Origin of the sequence: Yinghuangia seranimata (genome assembly GCF_029953285.1) — a bacterium.
GTDB lineage: Bacteria > Actinomycetota > Actinomycetes > Streptomycetales > Streptomycetaceae > Yinghuangia > Yinghuangia seranimata.
In genome coordinates this window covers 28,478-54,320 of the sequence record NZ_JASAOI010000060.1, presented here as the reverse complement: position 1 = coordinate 54,320, position 25,843 = coordinate 28,478, and the positions used below count along the sequence as shown (strand labels likewise).

Genomic DNA, 25,843 nt, shown 5'->3' with positions numbered 1-25,843 from the left:
AATGCAGAGATCATGGCGAAGCGACCAACCATCGTGCAGATCCCGGGCAAGCCGACCAAGTCCAAGAAGGCGCAGGCGGCCCCCAAGCGCAAGCTCATCGCGCAGAACAAGAAGGCCCGGCACGACTACCACATCGACGACACGCTCGAATGCGGCGTCGTGCTGACCGGCCCCGAGGTCAAGTCGCTCCGGCAGGGCAGGGCGTCCCTCGTCGACGGCTTCGCGACCATCGACAACGGTGAGGTGTGGCTGCGCAACGCGCACATCCCCGAATACCTCGAGGCGACGTGGAACAACTCCGCGCCGCGCCGGCCCCGCAAGCTGCTGCTGCACCGGCTGGAGATCGCCAAGCTCATGAACAGGCTGAACGACTCCGGCACCACGCTCGTCCCGCTGAGCATCTACTTCAACGAGGACGGCCGCGTGAAGGTGGAACTCGCGCTCGCCCGCGGCAAGAAGCTGTACGACAAGCGGCAGGCCCTCATGGAGGCCCAGGGCAAGCGCGAGGCCGACCGCGCCATGAGCGCCGCCATCCGCAGGCAGACGCGCTGACGGCGGAATGAAGTGGACCCCTCCGGGGGTTGAACCGTACGATGACACCGGCGGTCATCCGGTCAGGCATGTTCCGGACGGCGGCCGTCAAGCGGCAGCTTGTACGACGCTTGAAAACTCAATAGGGGGTGATCGGTTTCGACTGGAGATGTCGGAGCAGAGGAAGCGAGCCGAGGAAGCGGCAATGATCTCGTTAACCATATGCCGAAACCTATAATCGCCGATAACAAGCGCGATTCCTTCGCCCTCGCCGCCTGAGCGAGCTTCGAAGGTGTCAGACCGGGCGCGTCCCCGTCCCGGATCCTGGCATAATCAAGGGGACTCCACCGTCCTACCCGGTTACGGGGTAGTCCGGAACATTTAACAGTAACTGAGCCCGTCGGCGACTTGTCCGCGTGATTGCCGGGGCTGAGAAAAGCACAGCGGACTGCGCTCGGAGAAGCTCTGGTCTCGCACTTCAGGACGCGGGTTCAATTCCCGCCACCTCCACCCCTTTATTAGCGAAAACCCCGTCCGCAAAAAGCGCGGACGGGGTTTTCGCTTGTGCGGCTCCGCCGCGGCGGGGGCTACGCCACCCCGCAACAAAGCCCGCACCGCACCCCAAGCGAACCGCGCCCGGCAGCGCGACGAAGCCGAGCAACGAACCCGCACCGCTTTCCATGATCATCAGAACCAGATGGACACCAGGTGTCCATCTGGTTCTGATGATCATGGATATCCACCACACGCGCACGGCAGCCCGGCGGGAAAACGCGACGAAGCGCGTCCACACCCCGCGCCCCTCCCGCTAGGTGCGAGGTAGTTAGCGCGGACGGCTCGCGGGTCAAGGCGCCTCCCGAACCCCGGGACAGGTCACCTGAGCCGCGTCAGAGACATCGCGCCTTGACGCGCGAGCCGTCCGCGCGAAAAGCAAAAAGCGGGAGGGGCGTCAGGCCGCTGCCGAAAGCCAGGTCGGGAACGGTGCAGGCCGAGAGTCAGGCCACTGCGGTGATCCAGGCGTCGAGTTCGGTGCCGGTCGGGGGGTCGGCGCCTGGGCGGGTGCAGGTGTAGGAGGCGGCTGCGGCGGCGTATTCGAGGATGCGGCTCAGGTCGTCGGGGGCGATGGTGCGGAGGGCGCCTACGCGTTCACCGCCCAGGAGGTTGCGGGTGTCCAGGCCGTGGAGGAGGGCGCCCATGAAGGCGTCGCCGGCGCCTACGGTGTCGGCGACGGGGACGTCGGGGGCGGCGACGGCGACGGCCTGGTGTTCGAGGACGGCGGTGGCGCCGTGCGGGCCCTGGGTGACGACGACGAGCGCGGGGCCCGAGTCGCGCCAGAGGCGGGCGGCCTCGACCGGGGGGAGGTCGGGGTAGAGGTGGGTGAGGTCGTCCTCGCTGGCCTTGACGACGTCGCACAGCGGGACGAGGGCTTCGAGGCGGCGGAGGACGGCGGCGAGGTCGCCGGCGATGTCCGGGCGGATGTTGGGGTCCAGTGTGAGGGTGACCGCGCCGCGGGCGTGTTCGCGCAGGATCATGCGGAGCAGGGCCGTGCCGCCGGGTTCGAGGTGGAGGGCGACGGAGCCGACGTGCAGCGCGAGGACGTCCGGGTCGAGCGGGTCGGGGAGTTCGCTGCCGGACCATTGCGCGTCCGCAGTGCCGGTGAACCAGAAGTCGTAGGACGCGCGCCGGTGTTCGTCGAAGTCGAGGACGGCCAGGCTGGAGGGTTCGCGGGCGTCGACGAGATAGCGCGGGGAGACTCCGTCGGCGGCGAGCCGCTCGCGGACGCGACGGCCGAAGGCGTCGGCGCCGATGCGGGCGATGAGCGCGGCGGGGGTGCCGAGGCGGGCCGCGGCGATGGCGGTGTTGGCGGGGCTGCCGCCGGGGACGGCGCGGTAGGTGTCGGGTGCGTCAGGGGTCGGGACGAGGTCGACGACGTTCTCGCCGGCGACGGCGACGCGGGCCCGGTCGGTCCCGGTCACGCGGGGCCGTCCAGGCGGGCCCGCAGGGCCGCGGCGGGGCCGGGGGCGAGCGGCAGCTGCGGGAGCAGGGTGGCCTGGTAGGCGTGGTAGACGTCCGGTTGGCCGGCCCAGACGGTGGCGGACGGCCGGTTGTCGGGGCCGAGTTCGTGGTGCCAGCCGCCCGCGGGGTCGACGACGTGCTGCGCGGTGTAGTCCCACCACAGTCGGTACCAGTGCTCGTAGACGAGGTCGCCGGTGCGCTGGTGGAGTGCGGCGGCGGCCGCGATCGCCTCGGCGGCGACCCAGTGCATGCGGGCGCGCACGACGGGTTTGTCGTCGGCGTCGACGGTGTAGACGAAGCCGGGCCCGCCGTCGGCGTTCCAGCCCTGGCCGACGGCGGCGACGAACAGCCGGCCGGCCGCGTCGGCGAGCCAGTCGGGCGGATCGGGCAGCGTCGCCTCGAGGTTGAGGAGGAGCCGGGCCCATTCGAACGAGTGCCCGGGCGTGGTGCCGTAGGGCCGGAAGGGGTCGGCCTTGGCGTCGGCGTTGTAGTCCGGCAGCGGGAACCCGTCGGGGGTGAAGTGCTCGGGGACCCGCCACCCCTGGCCGCGGGCGATGTGGTGGACGAAGAAGTCCGCGACGCGCAGCGCGCGTTGCCGCCACACGGGGTCGCCGGTGGCGTCGGCGACGGCGAGGAACGCCTCGACGGTGTGCATGTTGGCGTTCGCGCCGAGGTACGCCTCGGGCTCGGTCCACGCTCGGTCCCACGACTCGCGGGCCCAGCCGTGCTTGTCGTCCCAGAAGCGTTCCTCGAAGACCGCCGTCGCGTCGGCGAGGAGCGTTTTCGCGCCGGGCCGCCGGGCCTGGACGAGGGTGGCGGCGGCCAGGAGGACGAACGCGTGCCCGTAGGCCTCCTTGCGCGTGCCCTGGGGGCCCGTGTGCGGCCCGGGGACGGCCGGATACCAGCCCCCGTCGGCGGGGTCGCGCAGCGGGCCGCAGAGGGCCGCCAGGCCGTGGTCCGCGAGCGGCGCCGCCCCCGGTACGCCGCGCAGCGCGGCCAGACCGAACACGTGGGTCATCCGGGTGGTGATCCACAGCTGCGTCCCGCGGGCCGGATCCGGCGACCCGGCGGCGTCGAGCCACCCGAAGCCGCCCTCGGGCAGGCGCGCGCCGGCCGCGAAGCGCAGCAGCCGGTCGGCCTCGGTGTCCAGCCATGCGCGGTGCGTGTCCAGCGCGACCCAGGAGCCGGCGCGTGACCCGTGGTGTGAGGCGTTCATCGCCCTCATGGTCCCACCGCGGGGGCACGAATCCGGGCACGCGACGCACCGCGACACGAGGGGGAGGACCCGGGGGAATCAGGCGGAAAACGAACCGGCGGCCCCGAAGGGCCGCCGGTTCCGACGCTTACGACACCGACCCGCCAATGCTCGCCTCTCGGCAAGTGGTCCCTCGTAGGGACTAATGGTTGGGCCCGGGGGCTTGGATCGAGCCGGTGCCATGAACAGAGTAACCGACCGCGCGGGAAGCGGAAGGGACGCGGATCACAGTTTGCGCGGCGCCGCCGCGGACGTAGCGCGGGCCCTTGAGGGGTGGGTGTGGCGCCGTCCGCCGGACCGAAGTGAGACGATCGGTGCGGTGCCGTGCCATGGCACCGAGCCTGTTGAGGAGACTGCTTCATGCCCGCAGCGCCGAGCGCTTCGTACTCGATCACCGCACGCCTCGAGGTCCCCGCAGGGGGCCGGGTCGTCAGCCAGCTCACCAACGCCGTGGAGTCCGCGGGCGGTTCGGTGACCGGCTTGGACGTCACCGCGTCGGGGCACGAGCGGCTCAGGGTGGACGTGACCATCGCGGCGTCGTCCACCGACCACGCGGACGCGCTCGTGGACGCGCTGCGCGGCATCGAGGGCGTCGCCCTCGGCAAGGTGTCGGACCGCACGTTCCTGATGCACCTCGGCGGCAAGATCGAGATGCAGGCCAAGCACCCGATCCGCAACCGCGACGACCTGTCGATGATCTACACCCCGGGTGTGGCGCGCGTCTGCCTGGCGATCGCGGAGAACCCGGACGACGCGCGCCGCCTGACGATCAAGCGCAACACGGTCGCGGTGGTCACGGACGGTTCCGCCGTGCTCGGCCTCGGCAACATCGGGCCGAAGGCCGCGCTGCCGGTCATGGAGGGCAAGGCGGCGCTGTTCAAGCGCTTCGCCGGCATCGACGCGTGGCCGATCTGCCTGGACACGCAGGACCCGGACGAGATCGTCCGCGCGGTCCAGATGATGGCGCCGGGATTCGCCGGCATCAACCTCGAGGACATCTCGGCGCCGCGCTGCTTCGAGATCGAGCGGCGGCTGCGCGAGACGCTCGACATCCCGGTCTTCCACGACGACCAGCACGGCACGGCGATCGTCGTGCTCGCCGCGCTGACCAACGCGCTGCGCGTGGTCAACAAGAAGATCTCCGACGTGCGCGTGGTCATGTCCGGTGCGGGCGCGGCCGGCACGGCGATCCTCAAGCTGCTGCTCGCGGCCGGTGTCGCGCACGCGGTCGTCGCGGACGTGCACGGTGTCGTGCACGCCGGCCGCGACGACCTGGGCGAGGACCTGCGCTGGGTCGCGGAGCACACCAACTCCCAGGGCCTGACCGGCACTTTGAAGGAAGCGGTGGTCGGCGCCGACGTCTTCGTCGGAGTGTCCGCGCCGAACGTCATCGACGGCGACGACGTCGCCCGGATGGCCGACGACGCGATCGTGTTCGCGCTGGCGAACCCCGAGCCGGAGATCTACCCGGCGGTCGCGCAGGAGCACGCGGCCGTCGTGGCGTCCGGGCGCAGCGACTTCCCCAACCAGATCAACAACGTGCTGGTGTTCCCGGGGGTGTTCCGCGGCCTGGTCGACGCGCAGAGCCGGCACATCACGACCGACATGCTGCTCGCCGCGGCGCGCGCGTTGGCGTCGGTCGTGACCGACGAGGAGCTGAACGCGAGCTACATCATTCCGAGTGTGTTCCACCCGGAGGTGTCGAACGTGGTGGCGGCGGCGGTGCGTGACGCGGTGGTCGCCGACCGCCAGGCCGGAATGTGACCATCCGGTTGTACGTCCGTCAGGCCGGGGGCGGTGCAGCGGCAGCGCCACGATGGGGCGAAGATACGTGAAGATGGGGGCCGGGAACGGTGCGCGACACCGGGCCCGCGGGCTCGCCGCGCGGTGTGACGAACGTACGTGATGGTCGTCGTATGGTCGGTGCGTGGCGGGGCGTGCGGGGCCCGGTTGGGGCCCGTAATCTGCCACGAACCGCCAAATCACGGGGCTTTCCGCGTGATTCGGCGTGTCCCTGATTAGGTTCCGGGCCCGGATACGTGCAGGATTCGTCCCCGGGGCAAGAACAGCGAGTTGGAAAGACCACGGGAGATACACATGAACCGCAGTGAGCTGGTGGCCGCCCTCGCGGAGCGGGCCGACGTCACGCGCAAGGACGCTGACGCCGTGCTGAACGCCTTCGCCGAGGTGGTCGGGGAGATCGTCAGCAAGGGCGACGAGAAGATCACCATCCCTGGCTTCCTCTCCTTCGAGCGGACCCACCGCTCGGCGCGCACCGCGCGCAACCCGCAGACCGGCGAGCCGATCGAGATCCCGGCCGGCTACAGCGTCAAGGTCTCCGCGGGTTCGAAGCTCAAGGAAGCCGCCAAGGGCAAGTGAGCCCCACACCCGCGCGGGTGAGGGAGCAGGACGACCGTGGTGCCGTGCCCGGCACGACGGATGACTCGTTCGAGCGAACTTGCCGGTGCGGGCGGCCCCGCCGGTGACCGGCCGGGCCACCGCAGTGAACGCCGAAGGGCGGTTCCCCTCTTCCGGGGGAACCGCCCTTCGGCGTCGCTGCGACCGCCGGGGCCGCGCGGAGCGTGTCAGGCCACCACGGACTGGGCTTCGGCCGGGAGTTCGACGTGCGCGCCGAGCGCCTCGAGCTTCCCGAAGAAGCCCTCGTAGCCGCGGTTGATCAGGTCGATGCCGTGCACGCGCGAGGTGCCCTCGGCTGCCAGGGCCGCGATCAGGTACGAGAAACCGCCGCGCAGGTCGGGGATCACCAGGTCCGCGCCGTGCAGCTTCGCCGGACCCGAGATGACCGCCGAGTGCTGGAAGTTGCGCTGCCCGAACCGGCACGGCGTACCGCCCAGGCACTCGCTGTAGAGCTGGATCGTGGCGCCCATCTGGTTCAGCGCCGAGGTGAAGCCCAGCCGGCTCTCGTACACCGTCTCGTGCACGATCGACAGGCCCGACGCCTGCGTCAGCGCGACCACCAGCGGCTGCTGCCAGTCCGTCTGGAAGCCCGGGTGCACGTCCGTCTCCAGCGCGATCGCGCGCAGCCGCCCGCCGGGGTGCCAGAACCGGATGCCGTCGTCGTCGACGCTGAACGCGCCGCCGACCTGCCGGAAGACGTTCAGGAACGTCATCATGTCCAGCTGCCGCGCGCCGCGCACGTACACGTCGCCCTGCGTGGCCAGTGCGGCACACGCCCACGACGCGCCCTCCAGGCGGTCCGGCAGGGCGCGGTGCGTGTAGCCGCCCAGCCGGTCCACACCGGTGATCCTGATCACCCGGTCGGTCGCCACGGAGATGATCGCGCCCATCTTCTGCAGCACGCAGATGAGGTCTATGATCTCCGGCTCCACGGCCGCGTTGCGCAGCTCGGTGGTGCCCTCGGCGCGCACCGCGGTCAGCAGCACCTGCTCGGTCGCGCCGACGCTCGGGTACGGCAGTTCGATCTTGGTGCCGCGCAGCCCGTTCGGGGCCTCCAGGTAGAGCCCCTCGGGCCGCTTGTCGACGGTCGCGCCGAACTCGCGCAGCACGTTCAGGTGGAAGTCGATCGGCCGGTCGCCGATCCGGCAGCCGCCCAGGTCGGGGATGAACGCGCGGCCGATCCGGTGCAGCAGCGGGCCGCACAGCAGGATCGGGATACGGCTCGACCCGGCGTGCGCGTCGATGTCCGCGACGTTCGCCAGCTCCACCGACGACGGGTCCATGACCAGCTCGTCGGGCTCGTCGCCCTGGTACACGGCGACGCCGTGCAGCTGCAGCAGGCCGCGCACGATGTGCACGTCGCGGATGCCCGGCACGTTGCGGAGCCGGCTCGGCTCCTCGCCGAGCAGTGCGGCGACCATCGCCTTCGGCACCAGGTTCTTGGCGCCCTTGACGCGGACCTCGCCCTCGAGAGGGGAACCACCATGAACGGACAACACGTCGTCTTGCATATATCTCGCGATCTCGCGTTCTCGGACGGGGGGTCGGGGGAGAACCTGCGGGACCCGCGCTGTCTGGGCTGCTGAGCGCGGGCAACAGCGACCCACGGTACGCGCTCCCCGGCGCGGAACACGCATCGTCCGCGCGGGGGAGGGGAACAGGATCTTGGACGGGCGCGTCCGCCCGCGAAAGGGGGGTGGTGCGTGATGACCGGATCCATGAGGGCGCACCACGGGGATCGGGCCGAGCCCCGGACAGCGCCGTCGGCATGCAGGATCATGGGCCCATGACCGAGGTCTCGCTCACCGGACGCCTGCTCGTGGCGACGCCCGCGCTGACCGACCCGAACTTCGACCGGTGCGTGGTGCTCGTGCTCGACCACGACGAGGAGGGCGCGCACGGCGTCGTCCTCAACCGGCCCACGCCCGTCGACGTCCACGACGTGCTGGTCGGCTGGTCCAAGGCGGTGACCGCGCCCGCCGTGGTGTTCCAGGGCGGGCCGGTGTCGATGGACTCGGCGCTCGCGATCGCGTCCGTTCCGGGCGGCGGGGAGCCGGTCGGCTGGCGGCGGGTCTTCGGCGGGCTGGGACTGGTCGACCTGGACGCGCCGCCGGAGCTCGTGGCGTCGGAGTTCGGCTCCATGCGGGTGTTCGCCGGCTACTCGGGGTGGGGCCCCGGGCAGCTGGAGGCCGAGCTCGCGGAGGGCGCCTGGTACGTCGTCGAGAGCGAGCCGGGGGACGCGTTCAGCGCCGAGCCGGAACGGCTGTGGCGGGCGGTGCTGCGGAGGCAGCGGGGCGAGCTGGCGATGGTCGCGACGTACCCCGAGGACCCGTCGCTGAACTGAGTACAAGAGGCGGGAGCGAAGCGACTCGAACATGGGCGGTGGGGGGCGACGGGCGGGCCGAACGGGTGGCTTGCCCGGCCCCGCTTAGAATCGGACACATGACCACTCCGCAGGACTACCCGGAGCCCGAGCGCGGTACCGGCACCGGGACGCTCATCGAGGAGACCCCGCAGGTCTCCCACGGCGACGGCGACCACGAGCGCTTCGCGCATTACGTCCAGAAGGACAAGATCATGGAGAGTGCCCTGTCCGGCACCCCGGTGATCGCGCTGTGCGGGAAGGTCTGGGTGCCGGGCCGCGACCCCAAGAAGTATCCCGTCTGCCCCATGTGCAAGGAGATCTACGAGACCATGGGCCCGGGCGGCGGCGACAAGGGCGGCGACAAGTAGCCCCACCGCACGCCACGCGGGTCCGGGAGGCGCCGGGGAACACGGTTCCCCGGCGCCTTCGGCGTTCCCCGCGGGCACCCCGCCCGGGTTCGTATGGCAACTCGGCCGCGCGTCCCCCGGGTGGCGCAGTAGCGTTGTCCCGCTGTGAACGATGCGATCTTGCTGCCGCACTCGCTCGACGAGGCCGTGGACGCGCTGGCCCGCGAGCCCGCCGCGCTGCCCGTAGCGGGCGGCACCGACCTGATGCCGCGCGTGAACGCCGGAATGCTCCGGCCGCGCGCGCTCCTCGGCCTGGCCGGGATCGGCGAGCTGCGCCAGTGGCAGTTCGAGGGCCGGCACGCGCTGATCGGCGCCTGCGTCACGTGGGCGCGGCTGGCCGGCCCCGACCTTGCCGCGCTGGTGCCCGCGCTGGCGACCGCCGCCCGGCAGGTCGGGACGCCGCAGATCCGCATGATGGGCACGCTCGGCGGCAACCTGGTCGCCCGCACCCGGGAGGCCGACGCGGTGCCCGTGCTGGCCGCCCTGGAGGCGACCGTGCTGGTGCGCTCCGCGGGCGGGGTGCGTGAGTTCGTGTGCGACGGCGAGCCCGGTGCGCAGCTGCGCGCCGGCGAGCTGATCACGGGTGTGCGGGTGCCGGTGCTGCACGGGCCGCAGGAGTTCCTGAAGGCGCGGGTGTCGGCCGGCTTCCATGCGACGCTGGCGCTCGTCGTCGACCCGGGCGCGCGTACGGTGCGCTGCGCGGTCGGCGGGATCCGCCCCGGGGCTGAGCGGCCGACCGCCGCGGAGCGGTGGCTGAGCGGGCGCCTGGACCCGGCGTCGGGCCACCCAGTGGACGCGCGGGACGCCGCCACGTTCGGGGCGATGGTCGCCGACGGCCTGTCGGCGGGAGACGGCCCGCGCCCGGCGCGGGCCCATGAACAGCGCGTCGTCGCCGCACTGGCGCGGCGTGCGGCGGAGAGGGCGTTCGCGGCGTGAGCGTGGAGGACGGGGGGTCGCCCCCGAAAGGGACGTGGCCACCGGGGTTCACCCGGGACGAGGGCCATGAGGAAGCGCGCCCCGAGGGGTATCCGGCGCGGCCGGGTGCCGGCGGTGCGCCCGGCACGCCGGGGGTGCCGCCGGACGCCGGGGGCGTCGTCAGCCTCGGTTCGGCCGGCCTCGGCGAGGCCGCGCCGCTGCCGGACGCGCTCCCGTACGGGTTCGGCGACGCGTCGGCGTACGGCAACGAGTCCGGGTTCATCGCCGCCGTGCGGGCGGACGCGCTGCCGCCGACGAGCGGGGGATGGCCGCCTCAGCCGCCGGTCGTGCCGCCCGTCATCCCGCCTGTTGTCCCGCCCGTGGTGCCTCAGCAGCAGCCCGGCCTCCCCGTCGACCTCGAAGGACTGCCCGTCACGGGCCCCGGGGACGTCTACGCGCCGGTGCACAGCCACGGCCACGGGCCCGCGGACGCGCCCGTATTGGTACCCGGGGGCGGCTACCCCCAGGGGCCGCTGAACGCGCCTGTGGTGCCCCACCAGGCGCCGCCCGGCGGGCCTGAGGCGTGGGGGTACCCCGCGCACGAGGCCGCCCCGGCGCAGGCGCCCGAGGCGTTCCAGTCGGGGTTCTTCTCGGCGGTGCTGCCCGAGGCGCCGCACGCCCCCGACCCCGACCCGGCGCCGATGCCGACGCCCGCGTCCGGGACACCGATCGGACGGCTGCCGATCGGGCTCGGGCAGCCCGTGCCCGGCCCGCCGCCGGTGTTCGACGACGTCGTGCCGCCGGTGGAGGCCCATCCCGCGTTCCACGCACCGTTCCCGGCCGACGGGGGCGATGCCGGGGGCTACGTGAACTTCGTTCCGGCGGACGTCGATCCGGCGCCCCCGGCCCCGGCCCCGGACCCGTTGACGGATCCGATCCCGGCCCCGCCGCCGTTCGCCGAGCCCGCCCGGCACCCCGAGGCCGCGCCCGAACCGCCGCCGTTCGCCTCGGGGTTCTACGCGGCGGTGCTGCCGGAGCAGGTCGCCGAGCCGCGGCCCGACGCGTTCGCGCAGCGGTGGGCCGAGCCCGCGGCGGAGCCTTTCGCGGGACCGGCTGTCGAGCCGTTTGCCGAGCCGGTCCCGGAGCCGGTCCCGGAGCAGTTCCCCGAGTACGTCCGCGAGCCGTACGCCGAGCCGGTCGCGCAGGAGACCTACGCCGAGCCCGTCGCGCCGGAGGCGTCGTACGCCCCGCCCGCGCCGGAGACGTACGCCGAACCCGTCGCGGCCGGCGAACCGGCGGCCCCGCCCGCGCCCCGCGCGACGGCCTCGGTCTCCGACACCGGCATGCTCTCGATCGCCGGTGCGACGCTCGGCGAGTTCGCCGTGGCCGCCTCGCAGGCCGCCGAGGTGCAGGCGCGTGTGGAGGAAACCCCGTCGGCTGACGGGGAGTTCGCGCCCGAGCCGGCGGTCGTCGACCCCAGGTCCGCGTACCGCCGCGCTGCGGAACCGTTCCCGCAGCCGGCCGACCCGTACTTCGACGCCCCGCCCGCCCGGGACCCCGCCGCCGATCCCGGCCCGCCGCGGCCGCCGGTCGTCTCCGTCGAGGCCCTGCCCGCGCCCGGTCCCGCGACCGACCCGGCGCCGTTCGGCATCCCGGGAACTCCCCTGGGGGAGACGGCCTTCGGTCCTCCGGACGTCCCCGCCCCCGCCGGGCCGGACGTTCCGGTCGTCACGTACCCCATGCGCGTCAACGGCGTCGTGCAGGTCGTCGAGAGCGCCTGGATCGGCGAGAGCCTCCTGTACGTGCTGCGGGAACGCCTCGGCCTCCCCGGTGCGAAAGAGGGCTGCGGGCAAGGCGTTTGCGGCGCCTGCACGGTGCTGGTCGACGGCGCCCCGGCGGCCGCGTGCCTGGTGCCGGCCGCGACGGTCGGCGGCCGCGACGTCACGACCGTCGAGGGCCTGGCCGAGCACGGCGTGCCCACCGCGATCCAGCGGGCGCTGGCCGAACACGGCGCCGTGCAGTGCGGGTTCTGCATCCCCGGCGTCGTCGTGAGCGCGCAGGCGCTGCTTGCGCGCATACCGCACCCGGACGAGGCGACGGTGCGCCGCGCGCTCGCCGGGCACCCCTGCCGCTGCGCGGGTCCGAACCGCATGGTGGCCGCGGTGTGCGCGGTCGCGGCGGAGCGTCCGGCGGACGTGGTCGACGCGGCGGGCTCGGTGTTCGAGCCTGCGCCGCACGCGGGTGCGGAGGGCCGGCCGTGACGGTGGTCGAGGGGGCCTCGGTGCCCGAGGCGCGGCGCTCCCGTGTCGAGCGGCCGGACGCGTTGGCCAAGGCGCAGGGCCGGTTCACGTACACGGCCGACCTGTGGGCGCCCGGCATGCTGTGGTGCGTGCTGGTGCGTTCGCCGCACGCACACGCGCGTGTGCTGGGCATAGAAACGTCGGCGGCGTACGCCGTGCCGGGCGTGCACGCGGTGCTGACGGCCGCGGACCTGCCCGGCGACGCCTACCACGGCTCGGTCGTCGCCGACCGGCCCGTGCTCGCCTCCGACGTCGTGCGGTTCGCCGGCGAGGCGGTGGTCGCGATCGCCGCCGAGACCCCGCACGCGGCCCGGCGCGCGGCCGAAGCGGTGCGCGTCGACTACGAGCCGCTCGACGCCCGCCTCGACCCCGAACACGCCTTCGCGAGCGCGCCGTTGCACCCCGACGGCAACGTCTTCCGGCACATCGCGCTGCGGCACGGCCGCCCGGTGCAGCGCCGCCCCGACGGAACTCCGGTGCAGGAGATCGTCGTCGAGGGGCTGTACGAGATCGCCGCGCAGGACCAGGCGAACCCCGCGACCGACGCCGTGCTCGCGCTGCCGTGCGCCGACGGCGGCGTCGAACTGCACGTCGCCACGCAGTGGCCGCACTCCGACCGCGACCAGGTCGCCCAGTGCATCGGGTTGGCGCCGGGCGCGCTGCGGCTCATGCCCGCGGGTGTGGGCGGATCGTCGGGCACACGCGAGGACATCGGGCTGCTGGCGGTGGTGGCGTGGCTTGCCGCGCGTACCGGACGGCCCGTCAAGTCCGTTGTGGAGCGCGCCGACGCGCTCACCGGCGGCGGGCACCGGCACGCGGCGCGGCTGAAGTACACGCACCGGGCCGACAGCAACGGGCGGTTGCTCGCCGTCGAGGCCCAGATCCTGCTCGACGGCGGTGCGTACGCGACGAGTTCGCCCGAGGTCGTGGGGCGGCTCGCGGGCTGCGCGACCGGGCCGTACATGGTGCAGCACGCCGCCGTGGACGTGTGGGCGGTGCGCACCAACAACCCGCCGGCCGGCACGATGCGCGGGCCGGGCGCGACGCAGGTGTGCTTCGCGTACGAGGCCCAGATGGACAAGCTGGCGGCCGCGCTCGGCATGAACCCCGTCGAGCTGCGGCTGCGCAACGCGCTCAGCACCGGGACCATGCTGACCACCGGCCAGATCCTGGACGGGCCCGCGCCCGCGGGGGAGTTGCTGCGCGCGGTGGCCGAGGCGTCGGAGCCGCCCGAGCCGCCCGCGCCGGGTCTTCGGCGGGGTGTCGGGTACGCGGTCGGGCTGGTGCCGCTGCTGGGCATCGAGGGCGCGGACGAGGCGTCGACGGCGACGGTGCGGCTCGACCACGGCGTCGTCACCGTGACCTGCGCGGCGGTCGAGGTCGGGCAGGGCTTCACGCTGCTGGCCCGGCAGATCGTCGAGCGGGCGCTCGGTATCCCGGACGCCATCGTCCTGCCGGCCGGCACCGCGCTGCCGAGTGCCGGACCGCCCGGGCTCGGCCGGCACACGATGCTGACCGCGGGCGCCGTCCACCAGGCGGTGCGGGAGATCCGGACGCGGCTGCTGGCGCCGATCGCCGCCCGGTACGGCATGACGGCGGCGCTGCTCGACGTGCGCGACGGCCGCATCGTGTCGTACGACGGCCTGGTCGACCTGCCGGCCTCGGTCATGACCGAGGGCCAGGAGGTCGCCGCCACCGCCGGCGCGGCGCGCGCCCGGCACACCGAACCGCTGGACGACGCGGGCCAGGGCGACGCCTACCCGGTCCTCGCCTTCGCGGCCTGCCGCGTGGTGGCCGACGTCGACCCGGACACCGGCGCGGTCCGGATCGCCGACGTGACCGGCGCCTACGACGCGGGCCGTGTCCTGGACCCGGTCCAGGCGCTGTCCCGGGTCGAGGGCGCCGTCGCCCTCGGGGTCGGCCTGGCGCTCGTCGAGGACCTCGGCGCGGCCCGCCTCCACGGCCCGGTCGCGTGGGCCCAGCCCGGAGCCCTCGACCTCCCGCCGGTCCGCGTCGCCGCCTGGCACGAGGACCCCCAGCCCGACGTCGACCTGGGCGCCAAGGGCCTCTCGGACGCCGCCGCCGTCCCGGTCCCCGCCGCCATCGCCGCCGCCGTCCGCGCCGCCACCGGAGCCGAACTCCCGACCCTCCCCCTCCGCCCCCGCGACGTCGCCGCAGGAGCAGCCCCGACGAACTGACGCGAGCGGCGCGGCTGAACTACTGCTCACCCGGTCGGCCAAGGCGCTCGACGCGTCGTCGGCGATCGACCTGGACGGCGACGACGCGACCTTCGTCTTCACGGCGCACAGCCCTGATGCCGGGGGTGACGCCGCCGAGGGCGGGCGTAGCTCCGTCGCCTGAGCGCGCGGGCTCGGGCGATGCCGGTGATCGAGAATGATCGATCTCTGACCGGTTAAATCCGGTTGCGGGGCGCACTTAGGCTGTCCGGGTGACTTTGCTGGACAAGGGTGAGGAATCCACAGGCGCCGCCGCCTCCGTCGACGCGTCCGCCGGCGCGACCCCGTCCGGCGCGGCGGCGCCCGGGGTGCTCACTCCGCCGTACCGGGCGCTCACCCTCGGCATCGTCTGCGTCGTGCTGCTCATCGCGTTCGAGGCGATGGCCGTCGGCACGGCGATGCCCGACGCGGTCAAGGCGCTCGACGGGGTGTCGCTCTACGGGCTGGCCTTCTCGTCGTACTTCACCACCAGCCTCGTCGCGATGGTGTTCTCCGGGCTGTGGTGCGACGCGCGCGGGCCCCGGGTGCCGCTGCTCGGGGGGATCGGCGCGTTCGCGGCCGGGCTCGTGGTCTCCGGCACGGCGCAGAGCATGTGGCCGTTCGTGCTCGGGCGCGCGGTTCAGGGCTTCGGCGGGGGGCTGGTCATCGTCGCGCTGTACGTCGTCGCGGGCCGCGCCTACCCGGACTCGATACGCCCGAAGGTCTTCTCGGCGTTCGCGTCCGCGTGGGTGCTGCCGTCGATCGTCGGGCCGCCCGTCGCCGGCGTCGTGACCGACAACCTGGGCTGGCGCTGGGTGTTCCTCGCGATCCCGGCGCTCGTCGTGCTGCCGCTGGCGGCGATCGTCCCGCAGCTGGGTCGCCTCGAGGCCCCGGACGCCGACGGCCCCAAGCGCCTCGACCGCGGCCGCCTGCTCGCCGCCACCGCCGCCGCGGCCGGTGCGGGACTCCTCCAGTACGGCGGCCAGCACCTGACCGTCCTCGGCGGCGTCCTCCTCGCGGCGGGCCTCGCGATCATGATCCCGACCGTCCCGAAGCTGCTGCCCCGCGGCACTCTGCGCGCCGCCCGCGGCCTGCCCGCCGTGATCCTGTCGCGCGGCGTGCTGGCCGGGGCGTTCTTCGCGACCGAGTCGTTCGTCCCTCTCATGCTCGTGAACGAGCACGGCTTCTCGTTGACGAAGGCCGGTGTCACGCTGACGACCGGGGCGCTGTCCTGGGCGACCGGGTCGTGGCTGCAGGGCCGCACGTCGGCGGCCCGCCGCCCGTACCTGGTCACCGTCGGGTTCGTGCTGGTGGCGTGCGGGATCGGCGGGGCGACACTCGCCGTGGTGCCGGGCGTCACCCCGTACATCGTGATGCCCGCCTGGCTGGTCGGCGGCCTCGGCATGGGCCTGGCGATGTCGGCCGTCGGCACGCTGACGCTCGAGTTGTCCGCCCCCGAGGAGGCGGGCGGGAACTCGTCGGCGCTCCAGGTCTGCGACGCGCTCGGCAACATCGTCCTCACCTCGCTCGGCGCCGCGTTGTTCGCGGCGCTCCGGCACGGTGAGGGGCACGACTCCCGGGCGTTCGCCGTCATCTACCTGACGATGCTCGGCGTCGCGCTGCTCGGCCTGTTCGTCGGGCCGCGCGTGCGCCCGAAGGCGGCGTAGCCGCTCAGTCGACCTCGGCGAACGCCGCCTCCAGCGGCGGGAAGGCCGCCCGCGCGTCGTGCCCGCCGAACCACAGGCCGACCACGAACACCGACGTCGCCTCGAGGTACTTCGCGCGGGCCAGCCCGCCCGCCGGCAGCGGGTCGAGGCCCAGGTCGCGGGCCAGGCCCGCGACCCTCGACACGGCGTCCGGGGCGTCGCCGCACAGCGGCACGGCGAGCGCCCGGCCCTCGAAGTCCCGTCGCGGGCCCGCCCACACCTCGGCCGCGCACAGGTTGAACGCCTTCACCACGTCGGCGCCCGGCACCAGCCGGGCGACCCGCTCGGCCACCGCGTCCTCCGACAGCACGAACGACACCGGCCCGCCCTCCGCCGCGGCCTCGTCCGGCACGAACGCGTTCGTGCAATCGACGACCGTGCGGCCGTCCAGCACGCCGTCGGCCGCGCCCGCCGCGGCCAGCACGTCCGCTGTCGCCGATGTCGGGACCGCCAGCAGCACGACGTCGCCGAACCCGGCGGCCTCCCGCAGCGTCCCGGCCCGCGCCCCGACGCCCGCCGCGAGCTCCGCGGCCCGCTCGGCGTCCCGCGCGCCGATGAGCACCTCGTGGCCCGCCTTCACCCAACCGCCGCCGAGCGCCTCCGCCATCGCGCCCGCGCCGAGGATTCCCACTCGCATGATGTCCACTCCGTACGTCCGTTCCGCGCACGGCGGTTGCCCCGCCGCGCCTCGCAGAGCACGGTAGGAAAGCCGACAGGCACCCCAAGGTGCGCAACGGGAGAGGCAGAGTGGGACGCATGGACGACGAACCCGCGCCGCGGCCCACGGAGCCGGCCCCCTACGGCGACTTCGAGGCCGACTGCCCCGCCCGGCTCGGCACCGACCTGTTCGCCAACCGCTGGCTGCCGGTCGTCGTCTACATGCTGCGCGACGGCCCTATGCGCCCCGGCGACCTGCGCGTCCGGATCGGCGGCGTCAGCCAGAAGATGCTCACCCAGACCCTGCGCCGGATGGAGGGCATGGCCCTGGTCGAGCGCCGCCGCTACGCCGAGGCCCCGCCCCGCGTCGAGTACGGGCTGACCGAGGCGGGACGGGACCTGCTGGTCCCGATCCTCGCCCTCGGCGACTGGGTCGACCGCCACGGCGCCGCCGTCGCGGCCGCGATGGACGAGGCGGAGGCGCGGGCCGGCCGTTCGGCGTGAGCGCCGGCGCAGACTGTCCGGTTGACGCGGAGCCCGCCCCACGCCGCAACCGCCCCGCGCCCCGACCCCGTCTGATACTTCGTCAGGTCCGCGAGGCGCCGTGCCACGGCATTTCGGCGAAACGGCGGTGCGCCTCCCGGCTGTTTGGAAGCATCAGTGGCGAGCGGCCGGGCTGTCCGCCGGGTCGCAACCGGGGGAGGCCTGGGTGACCAGTGGGGTGGGGCGGCGGCTTCTGCTGAAGGGCGCGCTGGGGGTCCTCGCGGCGGACCTCGTGGTGACGTCGTGCGGGGACAGCCGGGAGACGAAGCGCACGGCGCCCGCGGCGTGGTTCTACGCCGACGGGGTCGCGTGGGTGTCACCGGTCGTGGTGGGCGGTGTCCTGTACTACGGCAGCAGCGACTACAACATCTACGCCGTGGACGCGGTGACCGCGAAGGAGCGGTGGCACCAGGAGACGCTCGGCGTGGTCTACGGCGCGCCCGCGGTCGCCGACGGCGGCGTGTACATCGGCAGCGACGACGGCAACCTGTGGGCGCTGGACGCCGCGAGCGGCGGCGTGAAGTGGCAGTTCGACACCGACCGGTGGATCGACGCCTCGCCCGCCGTCGCCGGGGGAGCGGTGTTCTTCGGCAGCCGCGACGCGAACGTCTACGCCGTCGACGCGGCGACCGGCCGGCAGCGGTGGCGGTTCGGCGTGTCGGGCGAGGTCCGCGCCACGCCGACGGTCGTCGACGGCGTGCTCTACGTGGGCGGCGTCGACGGAACCCTGTACGCCCTCGACGCGGCCTCCGGCACGCCCCGCTGGCGCGCCCAGCCCGGCGGCGCGCTGCGGGCGTCCCCGACCGTCGTCGACGGGACCGTGTACGTCGGCGGCGACAACCAGGTCCTGGCGCTGCGCGCCGACACCGGTGCCCAGAAGTGGGCCTACCCCCTTCCGAACGCGAGCGGCTCGTCCCCGGCCGTCGCCGACGGCACGGTCTACGCCTGCAGCCGCACCGAGGGTCTGCACGCCGTCGACGCCGCCACCGGCGCCGCGAAGTGGCACTTCGCCGGGTCGGGCTGGATCGACGCGTCGCCGCGCGTGGCAGGCGGCACGGCGTTCGTCGGCACGTCCGAGCACCTCCACGCCGTCAACACCACGACCGGCAAGGAGCGCTGGCGCTTTCCGCAGGCCGCGGAGGAAACCGCCGACCAGGCCGTCGCGTTCCGCTCGCCCGTGCTCGTCGACACGCGGGTCTACGCCGGCACGAACGCCGGTGCCCTGTACGTCGTCGAGGCCGCCACCGGAAAGGCCGTGCACCGTGTGTGACGGCCGTCCGGGGGCGGGCCGGGGGGACGCGTCGTGCCCGGGATCCGGATGAGGCTCGGGTAGGCTCGGGGGTTCGTGCCTGTCCCGACGTACGACCCGGAGCTCTTGTCTCGCAGTGAGTACTTCAGCCGCGTCTCATCTGTCCCCGGCCTTCCCCGCCCGTGCCCCCTGGGGTACCGCGGGCAAGCTGCGCGCTTGGCAACAGGCAGCGCTCGACGAGTACTTGGGGCGGCAGCCGCGTGACTTCCTCGCGGTGGCGACCCCGGGCGCGGGGAAGACGACGTTCGCGCTGCGGATCGCCAGCGAGCTGCTGCAGCGCCACATAGTCCAGCAGCTCACGATCGTGGCGCCGACCGAGCACCTGAAGAAGCAGTGGGCGGAGGCGGCGGCACGGATAGGCATCCGGATCGACCCCGAGTACTCGGGGTCGTCCGGGCCGGTCAACCGCGAGTACCACGGTGTCGCGGTGACGTACGCGGGCGTCGGGGTGCACCCGATGCTGCACCGCAGGCGCGTGGAGAACCGCAAGACGCTGGTGATCCTCGACGAGATCCACCACGCGGGCGACTCGAAGTCGTGGGGTGACGCGGTCTTCGAGGCGTTCGAGCCCGCGACCCGCCGGTTGGCGCTCACCGGGACGCCGTTCCGCTCGGACACCAACCCGATCCCGTTCGTGTCGTACGTGGCCGGCTCCGACGGGATCCGGCGCAGCGCCGCGGACTACACCTACGGCTACGGCCACGCGCTGGCCGACCACGTCGTCCGGCCCGTGATCTTCCTGTCGTACTCGGGCGACATGCGCTGGCGCACCAAGGCGGGGGACGAGGTCGCGGCGACGCTCGGCGAGCCGATGACCAAGGACGCCATCAACCAGGCCTGGCGCACCGCCCTCGACCCGCAGGGCTCGTGGATGCCGCAGGTGCTGCGGGCGGCCGACAAGCGGCTGACCGAGGTGCGCAAGGCGATCCCCGACGCGGGCGCGCTGGTGATCGCGACCGACCACGAGTCGGCGCGCGCCTACGCCCGGATGATCCGGGAGATCAGCGGCACCGGCGCGACGATAGTGCTGTCCGACGACACGGGGGCGTCGAAGAAGATCGAGGACTTCAGCGCGGGCGACTCGCGCTGGATGGTCGCCGTGCGCATGGTGTCCGAGGGCGTGGACGTGCCGCGCCTGGCGGTCGGCGTGTTCGCCACCACGATCTCGACGCCGCTGTTCTTCGCGCAGGCGGTCGGCCGCTTCGTGCGCGTGCGGCGGCGCGGCGAGGTCGCGTCGGTGTTCCTGCCGAGTGTGCCGACGCTGCTGCAGCACGCGAACGAGATGGAGGTCGAGCGCGACCACGTGCTCGACCGGCAGAAGAAGGGCGAGGGCCTCTACGACTCCGAGGACGCCCTCATCGCGCAGGCCAACCAGGAGAAGGACACCCCCGGCGAGCAGGAGCAGTTCTCGTTCGAGGCGCTGGAGAGCGAGGCGCGCTTCGACCGGGTGCTGTACGACGGGGCCGAGTTCGGCCTCCAGGCGCACACCGGCAGCGAGGAGGAAGAGGAGTACCTCGGCATCCCCGGCCTGCTGGAGCCCGACCAGGTGCAGATGCTGCTGCAGAACCGGCAGGCCCGGCAGCTGGCGCGCAGCCGCCGGAAGCCCGACGCGGAGGCCGACCTGTCGGAGAAGCCGGCGGCGCAGCGGCCGGTCGTGACGCACCGGGAGTTGTCCGGATTGCGCAAGGAGCTCAACACGCTGGTGGCCGCGTGGCACCATCGCAGCGGTCAGCCGCACGGAGTCATCCACAACGAGCTGCGCCGGGTGTGCGGCGGCCCGGCGACCGCACAGGCGTCGGCGGGGCAGTTGCAGGACCGGATCAGCAAGATCCAGCAGTGGGCGACGTCGGCGCGCTGAGCCCGCGCCGCTCCGGATACCGGACAAAAAGGGGGCCTCGCCGCACAGGGGGCGTCCGTATACCGAGATCAACAATTCATGTTGCACGTGTCACGGTGTGAGATCTTGTCCGTTTTGGCCAGATTCATAGGCATTTGGAGCTGGGATCTTGCTGGGAATCCGTCCACATTCCGGAAACTTGCTTACTAGCAGGCCTGCCCCTCATTACCGTTATTGACATCGGAAGGCCAGGACAAGAGCCTAGCCCTTCGACTGACTGCCCGATCCTGTCCTCGGGCAGCTCAAGACGAGTTGTACGCGCAACCACGACCTGGCGCCGCGCAGCAGCATCGTGACCCCGGCGTCCGCCACCAGGCCGCGCTCGGAGTCGCGCCTGTAGGGGGACCGGGGATGTGTTTCCCGGGAATGCAGAGCACGCGTGCAAGGGAGGCTTCTCGTGGCCGCGGAGACATCACAGACCCTGGACCGAGGGCTCAAGGTCCTTGAACAACTCGCCGACGCCCCCGAGGGCTTGACCGTGCCGGAGATCTCCGCGGCACTCGGCGTGAACCGAACCGTCGTGTACCGGATCCTGGCGACGCTGGAGCAGCACGGGCTGATCCGCCGCGACGCCGGCGGCCGGACCCGGCTGGGCCTCGGCGCCCTGCAGCTCGCCCGCCGCGCGCACCCGCTGGTGCGCGACGCCGCGGTGCCGTGCCTGCGCCGCCTGGCCGAGGAGACCGGCGCCACCGCACACCTGACCATCGTCGACGGACTCGACGCGCTGGCCGTAGCGGTCGCCGAGCCGACCTGGACCGACTACCACGTCGCGTACCGCGTCGGCTCGCGCCACCCGCTCGAACAGGGCGCCGCCGGCCTCGCCATCCTCACCGCCCGCCGGGTGCGGGCCGGCCTGGACCCGGCCGTGCCGTACGTGCACGTACCCGGCGACGGCCACCGCTCCGCGCCGGGGATCGCCGCCGCGGTGCCCGCGCTGGCCGGGGTCGAGGCCAGCGTCGGCGTCGTGTCGTTCAGCGAGCTGGACAGCGAGCGGTTCGGCCCGCGGGTCGCGGAGGCCGCGCTGGAGCTGGCCGAGACGCTGGGCGGCGGACCCAAGGTGCCGAGCCCCCGGGAGAGTGTGCGCGAGGAGGAAGGCGCCGCACTGCTTTAATCCTGGGGTGGCCCGTTCCAAGCGCACCCTCGTCGTGTCCGTCCTGCTCGTCGTGATCCTCGGCGTGCTCGGCTTCACGGTTCCGCTGCCGTACACGGTCATCACGCCGGGGGACACCGCCGACACGTTGGGCACGGTGAACGGGCAGCCGGTCATCGCCGTCGAGGGGGCCGTGCCGCAGCCGACCAACGGCGAGCTGCTGCTGACCACGATCCGCGCGGTCGACCCGGACCAGAAGCTCTACCTGACCGACCTGCTCGACTCGTGGTTCAACGACGACGAGGCGGTGCGGCCGAAGCAGGCCGTCTACCCCGCGGACAAGTCCAAGAAGCAGATCGAGGCCGAGGTCACGAAGCAGATGGCCGAGTCGCAGTCCAGCGCGGTGACGGCGGCGATGGCCTACCTCAACGCGCACTACGACGACAAGTACAAGAAGGAACCGGTCACGGTCACCCTGCACCTGGACGACGTCGGCGGTCCGAGCGCGGGCCTGATGTTCTCGCTCGGCATCGTCGACAAGCTGGGCACCGTCAACCTCACCGGCGGCAAGGTCGTCGCCGGCACCGGGGCGATCAAGGACAACGGCGAGGTCGGCGAGATCGGCGGCGTCGAGATGAAGGTGAAGGCCGCCAAGCGGGACGGCGCCACGGTGTTCCTGCTGCCCAAGCAGGAGTGCAAGGCGGCCGACCCGGCGGCCCCCGAAGGCCTCCGACTGGTGCCCGTGGAGAGCCTGACCCAGGCCGTCGACGCCCTCACGGCGCTCCAGAACGGCGGTAAGGTGCCGTCCTGCTGACGGTGGATCAGGCCCTCCGCGGGCGGTCCGGTCAGCGACCCGGCGCGATCTCCGGGCAGTTGTGGTACGACGCGGCCAGCCAGCGCCCGTCGCGGCGCACCAGCGTCCACGTCGCCAGGATGTAGCGGGAGTCGGGCACCTCGGTCTCGCCCGCGAACAGGATCGCGCCGCGCGCGGTCACCACGGCGGTGTCCGGGGCCGGGAAGCGCACGTCGCGGACCTCGTCCACGACCGTCGACCCCTTGAGCACCCCCTCGAAGCCCACCGCCATGTGGTGGCGGATCTCCGAGCGGTCGCCCCGGTAGGAGCCCGGCAGCGTCGAGACCGCGTCCTCGGTGAACGACGCGACGAACGCGTCGGCGTCGTTCGCCGCCCACGCGACGTACACGTCGGTCAGCACCTGCTTGACCTCCTTGACCGCCGCCTCGGTCCCGGCCTGCGTCGACGATTCGTTGGTGTTTGTCAGCATTTCTCTGCCCTTTCGGCGCGTGCGTGTGTACGGTCGTCGGTATGTACTCGGCCGAGACCACGGATTCATCGGTCGGCGCGGAATTCGCCGCCCGCGTCGAACCGCACCGCCGCGAACTCCTCGCGTACTGCTACCGCATGCTCGGTTCGACGCACGACGCCGAGGACCTCGTGCAGGAGACCGTGGTGCGCGCGTGGCGGGCCCGCGACCGCTACGACGCGTCGCGCGCGAGCCTGCGCACGTGGCTCTACCGGATCGCCACCAACGCGTGCCTGACCGCGCTCGACGCACGCGCCAGGCGCCCGCTCCCGGCCGAGATCGTCGCGGTCGGGACCGACCCCGGGGAGCCGTTCCGGCCGGGCTTCGAGGTCCCGTGGCTCGAACCGTTCCCGGACGCCCGCCCGCACGACCCCGAGGCGGCCGCGCTCGCCGGCAGCGGCCTGCGCCTGGCGTTCGTGGCCGCCATGCAGGTGCTGCCCGCGCGGCAGCGCGCCGTGCTGATCCTGCGCGAGGTCCTCGAACTCCCCGCCGCCGAGGTCGCGGAGACCCTGGAGATGACCCCGGCCGGGGTCAACAGCGCCCTGCAGCGCGCCCGCGCGCGGCTCGGCCCGGACGGCGTCGCCGAGGACGCCGTCGACGAACCCTCGGACGCGGAGCTGCGGTTGCTCCTCGACCGCTACGTCAAGGCCTTCGAGAAGGCCGACGTCCCGGAGCTGAAGCGGCTGTTGGCGCACGACGTCGTCATGGAGATGCCGCCGTTCCTCAACTGGTACGTCGGCACCGACCACTACGGCCGGTTCATGGAGCGGGTGTTCGCGATGAACGGCACCGACTGGAGGATCCGCGCGACGACCGCGAACGGCGGGCAGCCGGCGCTCGCGGCGTACCTGCGCGCGCCGGGCGAGGCGGACTACAAGGCCCACACCTTCCAGATCTTCGAGGCGTCCCGCGACGGCATCACCCGCAACACCGTGTTCCCCCTGGACGCCGCGCTGCTGGCCGGCTTCGGGCTGCCGGCTCAGCTCTCCGCGGACGGCTGAGCCGGGTCCTCGACCGCGGCGTCGACCAGCGGCAGCACCCGGTACGGCACCGGGTTCTCCAGCGCGATCGTGGTCGACGCCCGCACGATGCCCTGGAACGCGACGACGCGGTCGATGACCCGCTGCAGGTCGGCGTTCGACCGCGCGACCAGCCGGCACAGCATGTCGCCGCGGCCGGTGATGGTGTGCAGCTCGAGGACCTCCGGGATGGACGCCAGGTGCGCGCGCACGTCCGGGCCGTTGCCCTGGCGGATCTCCAGCGTCGCGAACGCCGTCACGCCGTACCCGAGCGCACCCGGGTCCAGGTGCGGTCCGAAGCCGCGCACCACGCCGCGCGCGTGCAGCCGGTCGAGCCGGGCCTGCACCGTGCCGCGGGCGACGCCGAGGCGCCGCGAGCACTCCAGGACGCCGAGCCGCGGCTCCTCGTCGAGCAGCCGGATGAGCGCTGCGTCCAGACGGTCGATCGCCACGGCGTAAATCCTCATGTGGTGAAGGCGGCGGGGAACGCTGGGCAGGCTGCCCAGCAGGGCGGTCATATCGTCCCCCTGGTTGTGCAGATTGTCCACCTGAAACCGGACCTGTTGCACAACCTGTCGGTCAGAGTGAGGCTTCGCTTATCGAACCGACCAAGTGAGCGCCCCCGGGAGTCGTCATGACCGACATGCTGCACCGCGCCGACGCCGACACCCCGGCGCACGACCCGTTCCCCGTCCTCGGCATGGACGCCGTCGTCTTCGCGGTCGGCAACGCCCGCCAGGCCGCGCACTGGTACTCCACCGCCTTCGGCTTCCGCTGCGTCGCCTACTCGGGCCCGGAGACCGGCAACCGCGACAGCGCGTCCTACGTGCTCGAGTCCGGCACCGCCCGCTTCGTGGTGACCGCCCCGATGCGCCCGGGCACCGCGCTCGCGAAGCACATCGCCGAGCACGGCGACGGCGTCGTCGACCTGGCGATCGCCGTCCCGGACGCGCGCGCCGCCTACACCTTCGCCACCGCGCACGGCGCCCCCGGCCTCGAGGAGCCCACCGAGCTGCGCGACGACAACGGCGTCGTGGTCCGCTCGGCGATCGGCACGTACGGCGTGACCCGCCACTCGCTGGTCGACCGGCACGACTACACCGGACCGTACCTGCCCGGCTACGTCGCCCGCGGCCCGCTCGCGCCGGCCCCCGAGAAGCAGTGGATCACCGCGATCGACCACTGCGTCGGCAACGTCGAGCTCGGCAAGATGAACGAGTGGGTCGAGTTCTACCACCGCGTCATGGGCTTCACGAACATGCGCGAGTTCGTCGGCGACGACATCGCCACCGACTACTCGGCGCTGATGTCCAAGGTCGTCGCGGACGGCACCCGCAAGGTGAAGTTCCCGATCAACGAGCCGGCGATCGCGAAGAAGAAGTCGCAGATCGACGAGTACCTCGAGTTCTACGGCGGCCCGGGCGTGCAGCACATCGCGCTCAACACCGACGACATCGTCGCCACCGTGCGCGCGATGCGCGAGGCCGGCGTCGAGTTCCTGGCCACCCCGGACACCTACTACGACACCCTCGGTGAGTGGGTCGGCGAGACCCATGTCCCGGTCGAGACGCTGCGCGAGCTGAAGATCCTCGCCGACCGCGACGAGGACGGCTACCTCCTGCAGATCTTCACCAAGCCGGTCCAGGACCGCCCGACGGTGTTCTTCGAGATCATCGAGCGGCACGGCTCGCAGGGCTTCGGCCTCGGCAACTTCAAGGCGCTGTTCGAGGCGATCGAGCGCGAGCAGGAGAAGCGCGGCAACCTCTGACGGTCGCCGGCTGACAGACCACCACCCGTATGACGGTGACGGCCCCGGGTCCCCAACGACGTGGACCCGGGGCCGTCGTCGTGTCCGGACGCCGGAAAATCGGCCGGTC

22 protein-coding genes and 1 other RNA gene are annotated in these 25,843 nt (G+C 73.0%); 17 read left to right on the top strand and 6 right to left on the bottom strand.

The genetic code is table 11. The features are described 5' to 3' along the window. Nucleotides 1-12 precede the first annotated feature (12 nt). Complete coding sequence (gene smpB / locus QI554_RS35305) at nt 13-552, top strand: SsrA-binding protein SmpB (RefSeq protein ID WP_281476167.1); 540 nt, start codon at nt 13-15, stop codon at nt 550-552. Nucleotides 553-676: 124 nt separating this feature from the next. After that, nucleotides 677-1,044, top strand: a transfer-messenger RNA (tmRNA) gene (gene ssrA / locus QI554_RS35300). A gap of 482 nt (nt 1,045-1,526) precedes the next feature. On the opposite strand, the gene QI554_RS35295 is transcribed toward ssrA, so the two are convergent. Then, nucleotides 1,527-2,507, bottom strand: coding sequence for a carbohydrate kinase family protein (locus QI554_RS35295; RefSeq protein WP_281476165.1), 981 nt, complete (start codon nt 2,505-2,507; stop codon nt 1,527-1,529). Continuing rightward, nucleotides 2,504-3,763: an AGE family epimerase/isomerase gene (locus QI554_RS35290; protein WP_281476163.1), complete on the bottom strand. Its 1,260-nt coding sequence runs from the start codon at nt 3,761-3,763 to the stop codon at nt 2,504-2,506. Before QI554_RS35290 ends, QI554_RS35295 begins: the two co-directional genes overlap by 4 nt. Before the next feature lie 399 nt (nt 3,764-4,162). Between QI554_RS35290 and QI554_RS35285 the strand changes: the two genes are divergently transcribed. Together QI554_RS35285 and QI554_RS35280 are read left to right on the top strand one after the other, a co-directional pair. Further along, the gene (locus QI554_RS35285; protein WP_281476161.1) at nt 4,163-5,566 is read left to right on the top strand and encodes an NAD-dependent malic enzyme; all 1,404 of its coding nucleotides are present in this window, start codon (nt 4,163-4,165) and stop codon (nt 5,564-5,566) included. Between the two features lie 333 nt (nt 5,567-5,899). Continuing rightward, complete coding sequence (locus QI554_RS35280) at nt 5,900-6,181, top strand: HU family DNA-binding protein (RefSeq protein WP_235057057.1); 282 nt, start codon at nt 5,900-5,902, stop codon at nt 6,179-6,181. Between the two features lie 206 nt (nt 6,182-6,387). Here QI554_RS35280 and murA read toward each other — a convergent pair whose 3' ends face one another. After that, complete coding sequence (gene murA / locus QI554_RS35275) at nt 6,388-7,731, bottom strand: UDP-N-acetylglucosamine 1-carboxyvinyltransferase (protein WP_281476157.1); 1,344 nt, start codon at nt 7,729-7,731, stop codon at nt 6,388-6,390. Nucleotides 7,732-8,006: 275 nt separating this feature from the next. Between murA and QI554_RS35270 the strand changes: the two genes are divergently transcribed. The 6 genes from QI554_RS35270 (at nt 8,007) to QI554_RS35245 (ending at nt 16,090) form a co-directional block, all read left to right on the top strand. Continuing rightward, the gene (locus tag QI554_RS35270) at nt 8,007-8,564 is read left to right on the top strand and encodes a YqgE/AlgH family protein (protein ID WP_281476155.1); all 558 of its coding nucleotides are present in this window, start codon (nt 8,007-8,009) and stop codon (nt 8,562-8,564) included. Nucleotides 8,565-8,662: 98 nt separating this feature from the next. Beyond that, on the top strand, nt 8,663-8,953 hold the full coding sequence (locus QI554_RS35265; protein WP_281476153.1) for a DUF3039 domain-containing protein: 291 nt from the start codon (nt 8,663-8,665) through the stop codon (nt 8,951-8,953). A gap of 144 nt (nt 8,954-9,097) precedes the next feature. Beyond that, entirely contained in the window at nt 9,098-9,928 is an 831-nt protein-coding gene (locus tag QI554_RS35260) for an FAD binding domain-containing protein (RefSeq protein ID WP_281476151.1), read from the top strand. Further along, complete coding sequence (locus tag QI554_RS35255) at nt 9,925-12,168, top strand: (2Fe-2S)-binding protein (RefSeq protein ID WP_281476149.1); 2,244 nt, start codon at nt 9,925-9,927, stop codon at nt 12,166-12,168. Before QI554_RS35260 ends, QI554_RS35255 begins: the two co-directional genes overlap by 4 nt. Beyond that, nucleotides 12,165-14,405: a xanthine dehydrogenase family protein molybdopterin-binding subunit gene (locus tag QI554_RS35250; protein ID WP_281476147.1), complete on the top strand. Its 2,241-nt coding sequence runs from the start codon at nt 12,165-12,167 to the stop codon at nt 14,403-14,405. The genes QI554_RS35255 and QI554_RS35250 overlap by 4 nt, the downstream gene beginning before the upstream one ends. A gap of 251 nt (nt 14,406-14,656) precedes the next feature. After that, complete coding sequence (locus tag QI554_RS35245; RefSeq protein ID WP_281476145.1) at nt 14,657-16,090, top strand: MFS transporter; 1,434 nt, start codon at nt 14,657-14,659, stop codon at nt 16,088-16,090. 4 nt (nt 16,091-16,094) lie between these two features. Here the strand turns inward: QI554_RS35245 and QI554_RS35240 are convergent, their stop codons facing one another. Then, entirely contained in the window at nt 16,095-16,766 is a 672-nt protein-coding gene (locus QI554_RS35240) for an NADPH-dependent F420 reductase (RefSeq protein ID WP_281476143.1), read from the bottom strand. Nucleotides 16,767-16,885: 119 nt separating this feature from the next. On the opposite strand from QI554_RS35240, the gene QI554_RS35235 reads away from it, so the two are divergent. The 5 genes from QI554_RS35235 to QI554_RS35215 all read left to right on the top strand — a co-directional run bounded on the left by QI554_RS35235 (nt 16,886) and on the right by QI554_RS35215 (nt 22,439). Continuing rightward, the gene (locus QI554_RS35235; RefSeq protein WP_281476141.1) at nt 16,886-17,290 is read left to right on the top strand and encodes a winged helix-turn-helix transcriptional regulator; all 405 of its coding nucleotides are present in this window, start codon (nt 16,886-16,888) and stop codon (nt 17,288-17,290) included. Between the two features lie 205 nt (nt 17,291-17,495). Next, a complete protein-coding gene (locus tag QI554_RS35230) occupies nt 17,496-18,599 on the top strand; it encodes an outer membrane protein assembly factor BamB family protein (protein ID WP_281476139.1) in 1,104 nt (367 codons plus the stop codon). Between the two features lie 115 nt (nt 18,600-18,714). After that, nucleotides 18,715-20,496, top strand: coding sequence for a DEAD/DEAH box helicase (locus QI554_RS35225; RefSeq protein WP_281476137.1), 1,782 nt, complete (start codon nt 18,715-18,717; stop codon nt 20,494-20,496). Nucleotides 20,497-20,932: 436 nt separating this feature from the next. Continuing rightward, nucleotides 20,933-21,646, top strand: a complete 714-nt coding sequence (locus QI554_RS35220; RefSeq protein ID WP_281476135.1) for an IclR family transcriptional regulator — start codon at nt 20,933-20,935, stop codon at nt 21,644-21,646. Between the two features lie 7 nt (nt 21,647-21,653). Then, a complete protein-coding gene (locus QI554_RS35215) occupies nt 21,654-22,439 on the top strand; it encodes a S16 family serine protease (RefSeq protein WP_281476133.1) in 786 nt (261 codons plus the stop codon). Nucleotides 22,440-22,470: 31 nt separating this feature from the next. Here QI554_RS35215 and QI554_RS35210 read toward each other — a convergent pair whose 3' ends face one another. Next, a complete protein-coding gene (locus QI554_RS35210) occupies nt 22,471-22,908 on the bottom strand; it encodes an SgcJ/EcaC family oxidoreductase (RefSeq protein WP_281476131.1) in 438 nt (145 codons plus the stop codon). Nucleotides 22,909-22,949: 41 nt separating this feature from the next. Between QI554_RS35210 and QI554_RS35205 the strand changes: the two genes are divergently transcribed. Beyond that, nucleotides 22,950-23,948, top strand: a complete 999-nt coding sequence (locus tag QI554_RS35205; RefSeq protein WP_281476129.1) for a sigma-70 family RNA polymerase sigma factor — start codon at nt 22,950-22,952, stop codon at nt 23,946-23,948. Here QI554_RS35205 and QI554_RS35200 read toward each other — a convergent pair. Next, nucleotides 23,927-24,418, bottom strand: a complete 492-nt coding sequence (locus QI554_RS35200; RefSeq protein WP_281476127.1) for an Lrp/AsnC family transcriptional regulator — start codon at nt 24,416-24,418, stop codon at nt 23,927-23,929. The two genes, QI554_RS35205 and QI554_RS35200, sit on opposite strands and share 22 nt — an antisense overlap. Nucleotides 24,419-24,600: 182 nt before the next feature. On the opposite strand from QI554_RS35200, the gene hppD reads away from it, so the two are divergent. Then, a complete protein-coding gene (gene hppD, locus QI554_RS35195; RefSeq protein ID WP_281476126.1) occupies nt 24,601-25,734 on the top strand; it encodes a 4-hydroxyphenylpyruvate dioxygenase in 1,134 nt (377 codons plus the stop codon). Nucleotides 25,735-25,843: the final 109 nt, after the last annotated feature.

Coding starts and splice junctions, on each gene's coding strand:
- smpB (WP_281476167.1), top strand. CDS start 13: ATGGCGAAGCGACCAACCATCGTGCAGATCCCGGGCAAGCCGACCAAG.
- QI554_RS35290 (WP_281476163.1), bottom strand. CDS start 3,763: ATGAACGCCTCACACCACGGGTCACGCGCCGGCTCCTGGGTCGCGCTG.
- QI554_RS35285 (WP_281476161.1), top strand. CDS start 4,163: ATGCCCGCAGCGCCGAGCGCTTCGTACTCGATCACCGCACGCCTCGAG.
- QI554_RS35280 (WP_235057057.1), top strand. CDS start 5,900: ATGAACCGCAGTGAGCTGGTGGCCGCCCTCGCGGAGCGGGCCGACGTC.
- murA (WP_281476157.1), bottom strand. CDS start 7,731: ATGCAAGACGACGTGTTGTCCGTTCATGGTGGTTCCCCTCTCGAGGGC.
- QI554_RS35270 (WP_281476155.1), top strand. CDS start 8,007: ATGACCGAGGTCTCGCTCACCGGACGCCTGCTCGTGGCGACGCCCGCG.
- QI554_RS35265 (WP_281476153.1), top strand. CDS start 8,663: ATGACCACTCCGCAGGACTACCCGGAGCCCGAGCGCGGTACCGGCACC.
- QI554_RS35240 (WP_281476143.1), bottom strand. CDS start 16,766: ATGCGAGTGGGAATCCTCGGCGCGGGCGCGATGGCGGAGGCGCTCGGC.
- QI554_RS35235 (WP_281476141.1), top strand. CDS start 16,886: ATGGACGACGAACCCGCGCCGCGGCCCACGGAGCCGGCCCCCTACGGC.
- QI554_RS35210 (WP_281476131.1), bottom strand. CDS start 22,908: ATGCTGACAAACACCAACGAATCGTCGACGCAGGCCGGGACCGAGGCG.
- QI554_RS35205 (WP_281476129.1), top strand. CDS start 22,950: ATGTACTCGGCCGAGACCACGGATTCATCGGTCGGCGCGGAATTCGCC.
- hppD (WP_281476126.1), top strand. CDS start 24,601: ATGACCGACATGCTGCACCGCGCCGACGCCGACACCCCGGCGCACGAC.